Below are 13,613 nucleotides of genomic sequence, written 5' to 3'. Positions count from 1 at the left end.
TCCGGGTCCAAACGAAAAGTCACGAACGGGTGAGACGGAGCTCCACCGGAACTTGCGGAAAACAAATCATCGTGAGCCCGTCCGAATACTGTCGCCACACAGAAAAGCCGCCGGAAACTGCTCTCCGGCGGCCATTATCAATCAAGTCTCCTAAATCCGGATGAATCTGAATCCGGATCTATATCAAAGAAGAAGAGCATGATGTCGTCCGAAAACCGCTCACACTTTTCGGCATCATGCTCTGAAAATCAGGCAGCGAGATCGCGCAGAACCGTCTGCAGGATGCCGCCATTGTTGAGGTAGATCACTTCGTCGAGCGTATCGACGCGCGACAGCAGCGGAACCTCCTTCACGGTGCCGTCGCCATAAGTGATCTTGGCGATCTTCTTCTCGCGCGGCTTGATCTTTTCCAGACCTTCGATGGTGACGAGTTCATCACCCTTGAGGCCGAGGCTCTGCCAGGTCGTGCCCTCTTCGAAGACGAAGGGAATGATACCCATGCCGACCAGGTTCGAACGATGGATGCGCTCGAAGGACTGGGCGATCACCGCCTTGACGCCGAGCAGGTTGGTGCCCTTGGCAGCCCAGTCGCGCGAAGAGCCGTTGCCATATTCGACACCGGCGAAGATGACCAGCGGCACGCCTTCCTGCTTGTACTGCATCGCCGCGTCGTAGATCGAGGTTTCGTCCTTCGACGGATAGTGGATGGTGTAACCGCCTTCCTTGCCGTTCGGGCCGAGCATGTGGTTGCGGATGCGGATATTGGCAAAGGTGCCGCGCATCATCACTTCATGGTTGCCGCGGCGCGTGCCGTACTGATTGAAGTCGGCAACGGCGACGTCGTGACCGAGCAGATAGGCGCCTGCCGGCGATGCCGCCTTGATCGAACCGGCCGGCGAGATGTGGTCGGTGGTGATCTTGTCGCCGAACAGGCCAAGCACGCGGGCGCCCTTGATGTCGGAAACGCCGGTGCCCTTCTTGCCCATGCCGACGAAGTAAGGCGGGTTCTGGACATAGGTCGAATTGTCGTCCCAGGCATAGGTCTGGCCCGGCGGAACCTGGACGGCTTGCCAGTTGACGTCGCCCTTGAAGACGTCGGCATATTTGCTTTCGTAGAGTTCGCGCGTCACGTATTTCAGGATGAACTCCTGGACCTCCTTCGAGGTCGGCCAGATGTCCTTCAGGTAAACGGGATTACCGTTCTGGTCCTCGCCGATCGGCTCCTTGGTCAGATCCTTCTGCACCGTACCGGCCAGCGCATAAGCGACGACGAGCGGCGGAGAGGCCAGATAGTTCGCCTGTACGTCGGGCGAGATACGGCCTTCGAAGTTGCGGTTGCCGGAGAGAACGCCGGAAACGATGAGGCCCTTGTCGTTGATCGTCTTCGAGATCGGCGCCGGCAGCGGACCGGAATTGCCGATGCAGGTGGTGCAGCCGAAGCCGACGAGGTTGAAGCCGAGCTTGTCGAGGTCGGCCTGCAGGCCCGACTTGGCGAGATATTCGCCGACGACCTGGCTTCCCGGTGCCAGCGAGGTCTTCACCCACGGCTTCGTCTTCAGGCCCTTGGCAACAGCGTTGCGGGCAAGCAGGCCGGCAGCGATCAGGACCGACGGATTGGAGGTGTTGGTGCAGGAGGTGATGGCAGCGATCGCCACGTCGCCATGGCCGAGATCGAAATCCGTGCCTTCGACGGCATAGCGGTTCGAAAGCTGACCGGGCTTCTTGTAGTCCGTGTCCATCGAGCCGGCGAAACCGGAAGCGATGTTCTCCAGCGAAATGCGGCCTTCCGGACGCTTCGGGCCGGCCATCGACGGCACGACGTCGCCGAGATCGAGTTCCAGCGTGTCGGTGAAGACGAGTTCGGAGCCGTCGCCCTCGCGCCACATGCCCTGCGCCTTCGAATAGGCTTCGACGAGCGCGATACGGTCCTTGGTGCGGCCGGACATGTTGAGATAGTTGATCGTCTCGCCGTCGACCGGGAAGAAGCCGCAGGTGGCGCCGTATTCCGGGCCCATATTGCCGATCGTCGCACGGTCGGCGAGCGGCATGTTGTCCATGCCCGGGCCGAAGAATTCGACGAACTTCGAAACGACGCCCTTCTTGCGCAGCATCTGCACGACGGTGAGAACGAGGTCGGTCGCGGTGACGCCTTCCTTGAGCTTGCCGGTCAGCTTGAAGCCGATGACCTCAGGCAGCAGCATCGAGACCGGCTGGCCGAGCATCGCCGCTTCCGCTTCGATACCGCCCACACCCCAGCCGAGAACACCGAGACCGTTGATCATCGTCGTGTGGCTGTCGGTGCCGACGCAAGTATCGGGATAGGCGATCGTCTCGCCGTCCTCTTCCTTGGTCCAGACGGTCTGACCGAGATATTCGAGATTGACCTGATGACAGATACCGGTGCCGGGAGGCACGACGCGGAAGTTCTTGAAGGCCTGCTGGCCCCACTTCAGGAAGCGGTAGCGCTCGCCGTTGCGCTGGTATTCCAGCTCGACGTTACGGGCGAAAGCCTGAGGCGTTCCGAATTCGTCGACGATGACGGAGTGGTCGATGACGAGATCGACGGGAACGAGCGGGTTGATCTTCTCGGGATCGCCGCCGAGCGACACCATCGCGTCGCGCATCGCGGCAAGATCGACGACGGCGGGAACGCCGGTGAAGTCCTGCATCAGCACGCGCGCCGGGCGATAGGCGATTTCGTTTTCGACCGCACCCTTGTTGTTCAGCCATTCGGCGACGGCCAGGATGTGCTGCTTGGTGACCGACTGGCCGTCTTCGAAGCGCAGCAGGTTTTCGAGCAGCACCTTCATCGAATAGGGAAGCTTCGACACGCCGGCCAGACCGTTTGCCTCAGCCTTGGGCAGGCTGTAATAGACATAGTCCTTCCCGTTCACGGAAAGCGTGGAACGACAATTGAAACTGTCAAGAGATTTAGACACGAGAGACCCCGTTTCTGATAGCCAACACAGTCGTGCGAACGCCTATGCACTTAATGCACATCAGGATGCGGGTACGGCCATTTCCGCTGTCCGCACGTGGAACAGACGCTCCAAGTTCGGCGCAAGGATGAAATTCACGCCGACCGCTGGCGTGGTTGCAGGTCTTATAGATAATTTCCTAAAAACTTGCCATACCCGAAAACAGTCAAAATCGGACATTTTTTGACCCCGCCGCAAGCCGAAACCAAGAAAGAGCCGACGCATGCATTTCACCGCCGAAAATCTGGCTGCAAGGCGCGGTGAGGATCTGATTTTCGTAAACATTTCCTTTCACTTGGCGGCCGGCGAGGCGCTTGTCCTCACGGGAAGAAATGGATCGGGAAAATCCACATTGCTGCGCGTCGCCGCCGGCCTCCTGAGACCGGAAAAAGGCACTGTCATCTTCCGCGACGAAAAGGGCGGGGAAGACCGCCATCCGGGCGAGGTCAGTCACTACCTTGGTCATCGAAACGCAATGAAGAATGAACTTACGGTTGCAGAAAACCTCGACTTCTGGCGCGCCTTTCTCGGCAATCCAGGCGGTGCTGCCGGCCTCTCCGTCGAGGACGCCGCCGACGCCGTCGGCCTTTCGGGAATCACCCATCTTCCCTTCGGTTATCTCTCCGCCGGCCAGCAGCGCCGGATGGCCTTCGCCAAGCTGCTCGTCGCCCACCGCCCCATCTGGATCCTCGACGAACCCACAGCGGCGCTCGATGCCAGCGCTGACCGGCTGTTTGCCGAATTGATTGCCGCACATCTGACCAAGGGCGGCATCGTGCTGGCGGCAACACATCAGCCGCTGGGGGTGGAGAATGCGCGGGAATTGAAGATGACGGGCTTTGCCGGCGTGGATGCGGGGGTATGGGGGTGATGTTTCTCGACGTGGGTGCCTCATCCATCGCACATGCAGAAAGCCGCCGCGCATGACCGCCCTCTTCCTTCGCGACCTGAAACTTTCCATCCGCGCCGGCGGCGGTGCGCTGATCGGCGTGCTGTTCTTCCTGACCATCGTCGCCGTCATCCCTTTCGGCGTCGGTCCCGATCTCAAGCTGCTGTCGCGCATCGGTCCCGCCATCGTCTGGATCGGCGCACTGCTTGCCGCCCTGCTCGGCCTCGACCGCCTGTTTCAGGCCGAGCGCGATGACGGATCGCTCGACCTGATGCTGATGCAGGAAACGCCGCTTGTCCTCACCGTGCTGGTCAAATGCGTCGCCCACTGGACGGCCACCAGCCTGCCGCTCGTCATCGCCTCGCCGCTGCTCGGCCTGTTCATGAATATGGACGAGACTGCGATTGCTGCTACCATGCTGACGCTGCTCGTCGGATCGCCCGCCATCACCTTCATCGGCGCCGTCGGCGCCGCCGTCGCCGTGGCGCTGCCCCGCGGCGGCCTGCTGGTCTCGATCCTCGTGCTGCCGCTGACCATTCCGGTGCTGATCTTCGGCGTCAGCGCCGCCTATGCCGCGGTCGAGGATCCCGCCCCGTTCCTGCCGCCCTTCCTCATCCTGATTGCGCTGACGCTCTTCTTCGCCGTCATCGGTCCGGCCGCCGCCGCCCTGGCGCTGCGAAACACAGCGGATTGATGGGCCATTCGATTGCGGGAAAAGCCGGATCAAGGTATGGAAGCGGACATGAGCGAAACGAGCCTTGCCATCAGCAAATTCAGCGATCTCGCCAACCCGACGCGGTTTCTGGCGCTGGCGGCGCTCGCCATTCCATGGCTGGCCGGCATCACCGCCCTCTGTTTTATCGTCGGCCTCTATCTGAGCTTCGCCACCGAAGGCGACTACCAGCAGGGCGAGACCGTCCGCATCATGTATGTACATGTGCCCTCGGCCTGGCTTTCGATGATGTGCTATACGATCATGAGCGTCTCGGCGATCGGCACGCTGGTCTGGCGCCATCCGCTGGCCGATGTCTCTGCCAAGGCTGCAGCCCCGCTCGGCGCCGCCTTCACCCTGCTCGCCCTCGTCACCGGCTCGCTGTGGGGCAAGCCGATGTGGGGGACCTGGTGGGTCTGGGATGCTCGGCTGACCTCCGTCTTCGTTCTCTTCCTGATGTATCTCGGGCTGATTGCGCTCGGGCGCGCCATCGACGACCCGTCGAAGGCCGCACGCGTCAGCGCCGTGCTCATCCTCGTCGGCTTCGTCAACATCCCGATCATCAAATTCTCGGTCGAGTGGTGGAACACCTTGCACCAGTCGGCAAGCGTGCTGCGCCTCGACGGCCCGGCGATCGATCCGGAATTCCTGCGGCCGCTCTTCATCATGGCGATCGCTTTCACGCTGCTCTTCTTCACGCTGCACATCATGGCGATGAGGAACGAGATCTGGCGCCGCCGCATCGCCGCCCAGCGCCGCCTTGCCGCCCGCATGGCCAGCCGGGAGGAATAGACTGTGACGCATGCCTTCTACGTCTACGCCTCCTATGGCTTCGCAGCTCTGGTGACGGTCGCCGTCACGGCCTGGACCTGGGCCGACGGTCGCGCCCGCCGCCGGGAACTTGCTGCCCTCGAGGCCGCCGGTATCCGCCGCCGCTCGGCGCGTGTAAGGGATGGCGAATGAGCGACACGCCGGAAAAGACGACCGACAAGCCACGGGCGCTTGGTCGCTACACCTTGGCGCTTCTGCCGCTGATCGTCTTCGGCGGCATTGCGGCCACCGCCGCCAAGATGCTCTACGACCAGGATTTCCATGGCAAGAACATCACCGAAATCCCCTCCGCCCTGATCGGTACCAAGGCACCGGCGCTGAACCTTCCGCCGCTCGACGGCGCCAACCTGCCGGCGCTGACCGATGCCGCCATCAAGGGCAAGCTGACCCTCGTCAACGTCTTCGCCTCCTGGTGCCTCCCCTGCCGGGACGAACACCCCGTCTTGAAAGAACTGGCGAAGGACGGACGGCTGAACATCGTCGCCATCAACTACAAGGATCAGAGCGACAACGCCCTGCGTTTCCTCGGCGAGCTCGGCAACCCCTACAAGGCAATCGGCATCGATCCGAATGGCAAGGCGGCGATCGACTGGGGCGTCTACGGCATTCCGGAAAGCTACCTGGTCGGCCCCGACGGCACGATCCTCTACAAGCGTGTCGGCCCCTTCGACGATACCAGCCTGAAGGAAGGGCTGTTTCCAGCGATGGAGAAGGCGCTCGGCAAGCCCGCTTCGTAGCGGGGTCTATCCTTACACCCCGCCTTGCCAGACCTTGATCGCCTCGACCGGCCAGATCAGCATGACAACGTTGAGCGTCAGGTTGTCGCGGATCATGTAGCCGGTGAAAATCTCGAAGAAGATGGCGATCGCCACCGTCAGCGCCACCGGCGCGCGCCGCGCGAAGAAGAAGCCGATGCACATGAAGACGGTGTCCATCGCCGAATTCAGGATGCTGTCGCCGTAATAATCGAGCGCGATCGTCGCGGTGCGGTAGCGGTCGATGATGAGCGGCGAATTCTCGAGCAGCTCCCAGCCGGATTCGATCAACAGCGCCAGCAGCAGCCTTGCCGCCAGCGGCTTGCCGCGCAGCAGGAGATGCGCGAGCCCGTAGAACAGGAAGCCGTGGATGATATGCGACGGTGTGTACCAATCCGACAGATGCTGCGAATTGCCGCTGGTATTGACCCCGCCCTCCCAGAGCTTGACGTAACCGCAGGCGCAGATCGGCACGCGGCCCATCATATATTCAGCGGCGATCTGAATGATCAGCACCGCAAGGCAGGCGACAAACCAGAAGGTCTGGTGCTTTACGCGGTATTCGGCCTCTGCAGCGCTCACTTTTCGCCGTCCGTTTCCAGGTTGATGCTATGCTTCAGCACCAGCGGCATCTGCGCCAGCGTGAAGATGATGGTGATCGGCATCGTGCCCCAGACCTTGAAGGCGACCCAAGTATCGTCCGAAAAATTGCGCCAGACGACTTCGTTCAGCACGGCGAGGAAGAGAAAGAAGATGCCCCACCGGATGGTCAGCTTGCGCCAGCCTTCGGCATCGAGCTGGAAGGCGGCGTTGAAGACATAGCCGAGCAGCGACCTGCCGAAGGCCAGCCCGCCGAGCAGCGCCACTCCGAAAAGCGCGTTGACGATGGTCGGCTTCATCTTGATGAAGGTCTCGTTCTGCAGCCAGATCGACAGCGAGCCGAAGATGACGACGACGATGCCGGATACGAAGGGCATGATCGGCAGATGGCCGAGCACGATCTTCGAAACGATCAGCGAGAGGATCGTCGCCGCCATGAAGAGCCCGGTCGCCACGAACAGCGGTCCGCCGAGTTCGGAAAGAGCGGGAAACTTCTCTACCAGCCACTGGCCGCGCAGATTGGCGAAGAAGAAGATCATCAGCGGCCCGAGTTCCAGCGCCAGTTTCAGCAGCGGATGATGCCGGTCGGCGGCGCTCGGGGTGATATCGCTCTCTGTGCTCATGCGTTCTTCAAACCTGTTTTTCCTGGGAACCTGTTTCCCGGCCGTGCCCTGCAGGCTTTCGGCGGCATATCTGTGGCATCATTGCCCAAGTCCGGCAATGGCATGGGCAAAATCCTCGGCCTCGAACGGCTCCAGATCCTCGACACCCTCGCCGACGCCGATGAAATAGACCGGCAGCTTATGCTTGGCGGAGATGGCGACGAGAATGCCGCCGCGCGCCGTGCCGTCGAGCTTGGTCATGATCAGCCCGTTGACGCCGGCGACGTTGCGGAAGATCTCGACCTGGCTCAGCGCATTCTGCCCCGTCGTGGCGTCCAGCGTCTGCAGCACGGTGTGCGGCGCATCGGGATCGAGCTTGCCGAGCACGCGCACGATCTTCTCGAGCTCGGCCATCAGCTCGGCCTTGTTCTGCAGGCGGCCGGCGGTATCGACGATCAGCACGTCGCATTTTTTTGCCTTTGCCTGTTCGAAGGCGTCATAGGCGAGGCCTGCGGCATCGGCGCCGAGCTTGGTGCCGATGAATTCGGATTTCGTCCGGTCGGCCCAGATTTTCAGCTGCTCGATCGCCGCCGCACGGAAAGTATCGCCGGCAGCCAGCATCACCTTCAGCCCGGCGCCGGAAAGTTTCGCCGCAAGCTTGCCGATCGTCGTCGTCTTGCCGGTGCCGTTCACGCCGACAACGAGGATGACATGCGGCTTGTGCGAAAGGTCGAGCTGCAGCGGCTTGGCGACCGGCTTCAGGACCTTGGCAATTTCGGACGCCATGATGCGGCTGACATCCTCGCCGGTGACATCCTTGCCATAACGCTCGGAAGAGAGCGTATCGGTGACGCGCATCGCGGTCTCGACGCCGAGATCGGCCTGGATCAGCAGGTCTTCGAGATCCTGCAGCGTCTCGTCATCGAGCTTGCGCTTGGTGAAGAGCGCAGTGATCTGGCTGGACAACTGCGAGGAGGTGCGCGCAAGACCGTTGCGCAGGCGCTGGAACCAGCTGAGCCTCGGTTGCGGGACAATCGGCTCCGGCTCGACGACCTTCGGACCGGTGGCAAAGCCTTTTGGGAGGATGGGAGAGCCGGTCTGCGGTTCTGCCGCGGGGTTTCCTCCTTCTGTCCTGCCGGGAATCTCCCCCGCAGGGGAGGAGATCGGCTGAACGGAGATGTCTTGCTCTACGTCGGTCTCAGGTGAAAGCCCTTCGGGAAGCACTTCGGCGATCTCTTCGATCGAAGCCGGCGCGTCAGTCTCCGGATGATCTCCTCCCTTGTCGGGGAGATATCCCGAAGGGACAGAGGGGGGGGCTTCCGCAACGTTGCCGGCGGCCGGCCGGGTTTCCGTCTCCGCTTCCGCGGCCGCCTCGGCTTCCAGCAATGAAAGCGGCACGACGCCCATATCGCTCAATTGGTCGGCCGCGGGCAGGATTGCGGATTCGTCATCATCTTCAGCAACCGGCGCATCCACTGCGCCCTCGTCGATATCGGCAGCCGGCCCGCCGGCCGTATCCATTTCCTCGGGTAGAACAGGATCATCCGCGATTGGCAGATCTTCGTCGCGCGAACGCGGCTCCAGCTCCCTTTCCACGGCCGCAGGCACAGCTTCTTCAGCCGGCTTGCCGAAGGTGAAGACCTTTTTGATGAAACTGAGCGCCATGGGGATTCCGTGAAAGTCAGGCCGCGGCTGCGGCCGTCAATTGCATGTCGAGATGCTTGCCATTGTGGCCGTTGATCGTGACCGGCACAAGTTCGCCGGGACGAAGGCCGGGCGCGGCAACCAGCGTGAAGTTCTCCGTATGCGCCAGGCCGTTGTTTTCAACAAGCAGCCATTGCCGGGTTCCGATCATCCGATCGAGATGGGACTGATGCAGCATATGTCCAGCGGCGCGCAGCCTGGCGGCGCGATCCTTGACCAGCGACCGGTCGAGCTGCGGCATGCGGGCAGCCGGCGTGCCGGGACGCGGGCTGTAGGGGAAGACGTGCAAATGCGCGATATCAGCCTCTTCAGCCAGCCGCACGGCATTGTCGAACATCTCTTCGGTTTCGGTTGGGAAGCCGGCGATCATATCGGCGCCGAAGCTCATCTCGGGTCGAAGACGGCGCGCCTCCTCGATGAAACGCAGCGCGTCGGCGCGTAAATGCCGCCGCTTCATGCGCTTCAGGATCATGTCGTCGCCATGCTGCAGCGACAGATGCAGATGCGGCATGAAACGCGGCTCGTCGGCAATCAGATCCATCAGGTGGGCATCGGCCTCGATGCTGTCGATCGAGGAAAGCCTGAGGCGGCGGATATCGGGGAGCTGCTTCAGCAGTGTCTTGGCCAGGAGGCCGAGCGTCGGGGCGCCGGGCAGATCGCCGCCATAGCTGGTGGCGTCGACACCGGTCAGCACGATCTCGCGATAACCACCGGCGACGAGATTGCGGGCCTGGTCGACGACGGCGCCCATCGGCACGGAGCGGGAATTGCCGCGACCATAGGGAATGATGCAGAAGGTGCAGCGGTGATCGCAGCCGTTCTGCACCTGGATGAAAGCGCGCACATGGCCGTCGATATGCCTGACCATCTGCGGCGCCGTCGCCTTGACGCTCATGATGTCGTTGACGCGGAGCTTCTCTTCGGCCGAGACGCCGAAATCCGGCAGGCTGCGATAGGAGGCGCTGGTCAGCTTCTCCTCATTGCCGAGCACGGCATCGACCTCTGCCATGTCGGCAAAGGCCTGCTTTTCCGTCTGCGCGGCGCAGCCGGTGACGATGATGCGGGCATGCGGATTGTCGCGCCGCGCCCGGCGGATCGCCTGGCGGGCCTGGCGCACGGCCTCGCCGGTGACGGCACAGGTATTGACCAGGATGGCATTGTTGAGCCCGGCCTTTTCAGCCTGCGCCTTCATCACTTCGGATTCATATGTGTTGAGGCGGCAGCCGAAGGTAATGACCTCGATACCGCTCACTGCGCCTCCGCCTCTCGGGTACCATCGCGCGACCAGAGACCCGTCGAAGGATCGAGTCTGCCCGACCATTCCCATTCGGCCGGGCCGGTCATGATGACGTGATCGTCGCGCTCGCGCCATTCGATGGAAAGTGCGGCCGGCGGCTTGGCGCTTGCCACATTGATCGTCACCTTGCGGCCGGTGCGGCCGGTGCGCGCAGCGCTGACGGCAGCCGAACAGGCGGCCGAGCCGCAGGCGAGCGTCAGTCCCGCGCCCCGCTCCCAGGTGCGCGTCGTCAGGGATGTCGGCGAGGTCACCTGCGCCAGCGTGATATTGGCGCGCTCGGGAAACATCGGATGATTTTCGAGCAGCGGTCCGAAACGGGCAAGATCATAGGACATCACGTCCCTGTCGACCCAGAAGATCGCATGCGGATTGCCCATCGACATCGCCGATGGCGAATGCAGCACCGGATTGTCGATCGGGCCGATCTGCAGTTCGATGCGGCTGGTGTCGTGGAATTCTTCCGCCAGCGGAATCCTGTCCCAATCAAAGACCGGCCGGCCCATATCGACCGAGATCGTCCCGTCCTCGTGCTCGACGGCATTGAGGATGCCGGCGACCGTCTGGAAGGTGAAGACCTTCCGGCCGGTTTCGGCGGCAAGCGCCTGCACGACGCAACGTGTACCGTTGCCGCAGGCCTGCGCCTTCGAGCCATCGGAATTCAGGATATCGATGAAGGCATCGGTGCCCTCGGCCTTCGGATCATGGATCGCCATGATCTGGTCGAACTCGGTCTGTGGATCCGCATTGAGCGCGACCGCCGCCGCCGGCGTCACCTTATCCGGCCGGCCGCGCATGTCGACGACCAGGATCTTGTTGCCAAGTCCGTTCATCCTCGCGAATTCGACCGTTGCACTCATGGTATCGTTCCGTCTGTCTTTCCGGTGTATATGGCGGAAATGCGCGGGAATTACCAGTGGGTGAGTGCCGGGCAGGCGTTACCGCTGCACACCGTCGCGATCGAAGGACGCAGCATGGGCTTCGACGATCGCTGCGGTGATGACCTTCCTCAACTCGTAGACCAGCGAGCGGGACCGTTTGCGATCCAGATCCTGTGCCGCCTTCGCAAGATTCAAGCCTTCGTTCAGAACAATATGATGAGCCCGCGCCAGCGCCCAGCTCTCAATATCAGGATCTATCATTCGATATCTCCGCCGATTCATTCGGCATCAAGGATATTCACGAATCATTTTACAGGAGGCACTTAAGTAGAAAATAGAATCATAAGCGGAATATTTTGCAACTGGCCCGCCCAGGGAATCCAGGCCGACAAGCGGAATTTTTGCCGGCAAAATCGGAAGAACCAAGCGGAACGCGCAATGCTATACACAAGTCGACTTGAACATGTACTTTCATGCCCTGTCCGCCGGCACATCCGCCGCGCCCACGTCAAACGGCCTTTGAAAAGCCGCCACGCGGTCATTTGTCCGCATTCACCTTGACTTTCGTGCAGCTTTCCTGTTTATCGCGCCCAATCCGCGACGAGCCGCATGACTCCGAGCCGCCGACCGGGACCCTGAGATCCCGGAGGTCAACACCCGACAGCGCGATGCGCCCTCGGGTGCTTTTTGGCTTTGCGTCTTGTTTTCGTCAAGGAAAAGCACGACGTTTCCGGGCATATCCCAACCCGCCCGAAACGTATCAAGGAAGAGCCGATGTTTGAAAACCTCCAGGACCGTCTTGGATCCATTCTGAATGGACTGACAGGCCGTGGCGCGCTTTCGGAAGCCGATGTTTCCGCAGCGCTGCGCGAGGTTCGCCGTGCGTTGCTGGAGGCCGACGTCGCGCTCGACGTCGTGCGTTCCTTCACTGACCGCGTGCGAGAAAAGGCCGTCGGCGCCGAGATCCTGAAGTCGATCAAGCCCGGCCAGATGGTCGTCAAGATCGTCCATGACGAACTGATCGAGATGCTGGGCGGCGAAGGGGTCGGCATCGACCTGCATGCGCCCGCCCCCGTCGTCGTCATGATGGTCGGTCTGCAGGGCTCCGGCAAGACGACGACGACGGCGAAGATCGCCAATCGCCTGTCGACGCGCGAGAAGAAGAAGGTGCTGATGGCGTCGCTCGACACGCGCCGTCCGGCAGCCCAGGAGCAGCTTCGCCAGCTTGGCGCCCAGGCCAATATCGATACGCTGCCCATCATTTCAGGCCAGTCGCCGACGGATATTGCCGCGCGCGCCGTACAGGCGGCCAAGCTCGGCGGCCATGACGTCGTCATCCTCGATACCGCCGGCCGCACGCATATCGACGAGCCCTTGATGGTCGAGATGGCCGACATCAAGAAGCGCTCGAACCCGCATGAAATCCTGCTGGTCGCCGACAGCCTCACCGGCCAGGACGCCGTCAACCTCGCCCGCAATTTCGACGAACGCGTCGGCATCACCGGTCTGGTGCTGACCCGCATGGACGGCGACGGCCGCGGTGGTGCGGCCCTTTCGATGCGCGCCGTCACCGGCAAGCCGATCAAGCTGATCGGCGTCGGCGAGAAGATGAGCGAGCTGGAGGAATTCCATCCCCGCCGCATCGCCGACCGCATCCTCGGCATGGGCGACATCGTCTCGCTCGTCGAGCGCGCTGCGGAGAATATCGACGCCGAGAAGGCGGCCGCCATGGCCGCCAAGATGGCCAAGGGCAAGTTCGACCTCGACGACCTCGCCGATCAGCTGCGCCAGATGCAGAAGATGGGCGGCATGGGCGGCATCATGGGCATGATGCCCGGCATGGCCGGCATGAAGGACAAGATGGCCGCAGCCGGCCTCGACGACAAGCTTTTCGGCCGCCAGATCGCCATCATCCAGTCGATGACCAAGGCCGAGCGCGCCAATCCCGACCTGCTCAAGCATTCGCGTAAGAAGCGCATCGCCGCCGGTTCCGGCACCGATGCCGCCGCCATCAACAAGCTTCTGAAGATGCACCGCCAGATGGCGGACATGATGAAGATGATGGGCGGCAAGGGCAAAGGCGGCATGATGAAGCAGATGATGGGCGGCCTTGCCGGCAAGATGGGACTTGGCGGCTTGGGCGGCATGGGCGGCGGCATGCCCGATCTCTCGAATATCGATCCCCGGCAGCTCGAGGCCCTGCAGAAGCAGGCGGAAGCGGCGGGACTTGGAAAACCGGGTGGGGGTATGCCCGGTCTCGGCGGTCTGCCGGGTGGTTTGCCAGGCCTCGGCGGCGCCAAGCTGCCGGGCCTTGGCGGTGGGTTCCCGGGATTGCCCGGATTGCCGAAGAAGAAGTGAAAGGATCGC

The 13,613-nt window shown here is 62.2% G+C and carries 13 protein-coding genes; 6 read left to right on the top strand and 7 right to left on the bottom strand.

What is annotated here, in order from left to right:
• Nucleotides 1–248: 248 nt before the first annotated feature.
• Nucleotides 249–2,939, bottom strand: coding sequence for an aconitate hydratase AcnA (gene acnA, locus FHT75_RS25175; protein WP_168333362.1), 2,691 nt, complete (start codon nucleotides 2,937–2,939; stop codon nucleotides 249–251).
• 262 nt (nucleotides 2,940–3,201) lie between these two features.
• Between acnA and ccmA the strand changes: the two genes are divergently transcribed.
• From ccmA to FHT75_RS25150, 5 genes are read left to right on the top strand one after another with little or no spacing between them, the layout of a single operon-like run.
• Nucleotides 3,202–3,849 carry a heme ABC exporter ATP-binding protein CcmA gene (ccmA, locus tag FHT75_RS25170; RefSeq protein WP_028756585.1) on the top strand — a complete coding sequence of 216 codons (648 nt, stop codon included), beginning with the start codon at nucleotides 3,202–3,204 and terminating at the stop codon, nucleotides 3,847–3,849.
• A 52-nt stretch (nucleotides 3,850–3,901) separates the two neighbouring features.
• Entirely contained in the window at nucleotides 3,902–4,561 is a 660-nt protein-coding gene (gene ccmB, locus FHT75_RS25165; RefSeq protein ID WP_028756584.1) for a heme exporter protein CcmB, read from the top strand.
• 48 nt (nucleotides 4,562–4,609) lie between these two features.
• Nucleotides 4,610–5,371 (top strand): heme ABC transporter permease, encoded by a 762-nt coding sequence (locus tag FHT75_RS25160; RefSeq protein WP_063473908.1) that lies wholly within the window; start codon nucleotides 4,610–4,612, stop codon nucleotides 5,369–5,371.
• 3 nt (nucleotides 5,372–5,374) lie between these two features.
• Complete coding sequence (ccmD, locus tag FHT75_RS25155; RefSeq protein ID WP_028758040.1) at nucleotides 5,375–5,542, top strand: heme exporter protein CcmD; 168 nt, start codon at nucleotides 5,375–5,377, stop codon at nucleotides 5,540–5,542.
• Entirely contained in the window at nucleotides 5,539–6,147 is a 609-nt protein-coding gene (locus FHT75_RS25150; RefSeq protein WP_047616047.1) for a DsbE family thiol:disulfide interchange protein, read from the top strand. Before ccmD ends, FHT75_RS25150 begins: the two co-directional genes overlap by 4 nt.
• A 12-nt stretch (nucleotides 6,148–6,159) precedes the next feature.
• Here the strand turns inward: FHT75_RS25150 and FHT75_RS25145 are convergent, their stop codons facing one another.
• The 6 genes from FHT75_RS25145 to FHT75_RS25120 form a co-directional block, all read right to left on the bottom strand.
• Nucleotides 6,160–6,747 carry a DUF2585 domain-containing protein gene (locus tag FHT75_RS25145; RefSeq protein WP_028756580.1) on the bottom strand — a complete coding sequence of 196 codons (588 nt, stop codon included), beginning with the start codon at nucleotides 6,745–6,747 and terminating at the stop codon, nucleotides 6,160–6,162.
• Nucleotides 6,744–7,388, bottom strand: coding sequence for a septation protein A (locus tag FHT75_RS25140; protein ID WP_047615640.1), 645 nt, complete (start codon nucleotides 7,386–7,388; stop codon nucleotides 6,744–6,746). The genes FHT75_RS25145 and FHT75_RS25140 overlap by 4 nt, the downstream gene beginning before the upstream one ends.
• A gap of 78 nt (nucleotides 7,389–7,466) precedes the next feature.
• Complete coding sequence (gene ftsY / locus FHT75_RS25135; RefSeq protein ID WP_063473816.1) at nucleotides 7,467–9,032, bottom strand: signal recognition particle-docking protein FtsY; 1,566 nt, start codon at nucleotides 9,030–9,032, stop codon at nucleotides 7,467–7,469.
• 16 nt (nucleotides 9,033–9,048) lie between these two features.
• Nucleotides 9,049–10,323 carry a tRNA (N(6)-L-threonylcarbamoyladenosine(37)-C(2))-methylthiotransferase MtaB gene (mtaB, locus tag FHT75_RS25130; RefSeq protein ID WP_183845234.1) on the bottom strand — a complete coding sequence of 425 codons (1,275 nt, stop codon included), beginning with the start codon at nucleotides 10,321–10,323 and terminating at the stop codon, nucleotides 9,049–9,051.
• Nucleotides 10,320–11,225: a diaminopimelate epimerase gene (gene dapF / locus FHT75_RS25125; RefSeq protein ID WP_097631151.1), complete on the bottom strand. Its 906-nt coding sequence runs from the start codon at nucleotides 11,223–11,225 to the stop codon at nucleotides 10,320–10,322. Before dapF ends, mtaB begins: the two co-directional genes overlap by 4 nt.
• 78 nt (nucleotides 11,226–11,303) lie before the next feature.
• Nucleotides 11,304–11,528, bottom strand: a complete 225-nt coding sequence (locus FHT75_RS25120) for a hypothetical protein (RefSeq protein WP_028756611.1) — start codon at nucleotides 11,526–11,528, stop codon at nucleotides 11,304–11,306.
• A gap of 492 nt (nucleotides 11,529–12,020) precedes the next feature.
• Here FHT75_RS25120 and ffh point away from each other — a divergent pair, with 492 nt between their 5' ends.
• Nucleotides 12,021–13,604 carry a signal recognition particle protein gene (gene ffh / locus FHT75_RS25115; protein ID WP_028756610.1) on the top strand — a complete coding sequence of 528 codons (1,584 nt, stop codon included), beginning with the start codon at nucleotides 12,021–12,023 and terminating at the stop codon, nucleotides 13,602–13,604.
• Nucleotides 13,605–13,613: the final 9 nt, after the last annotated feature.

Origin of the sequence: Rhizobium sp. BK112 (assembly GCF_014193215.1) — a bacterium.
GTDB classification, from domain to species: Bacteria; Pseudomonadota; Alphaproteobacteria; order Rhizobiales; family Rhizobiaceae; genus Rhizobium; species Rhizobium anhuiense.
Note: the sequence above shows the minus strand (reverse complement) of the source record. Positions and strands in the feature narration are given on the sequence as shown.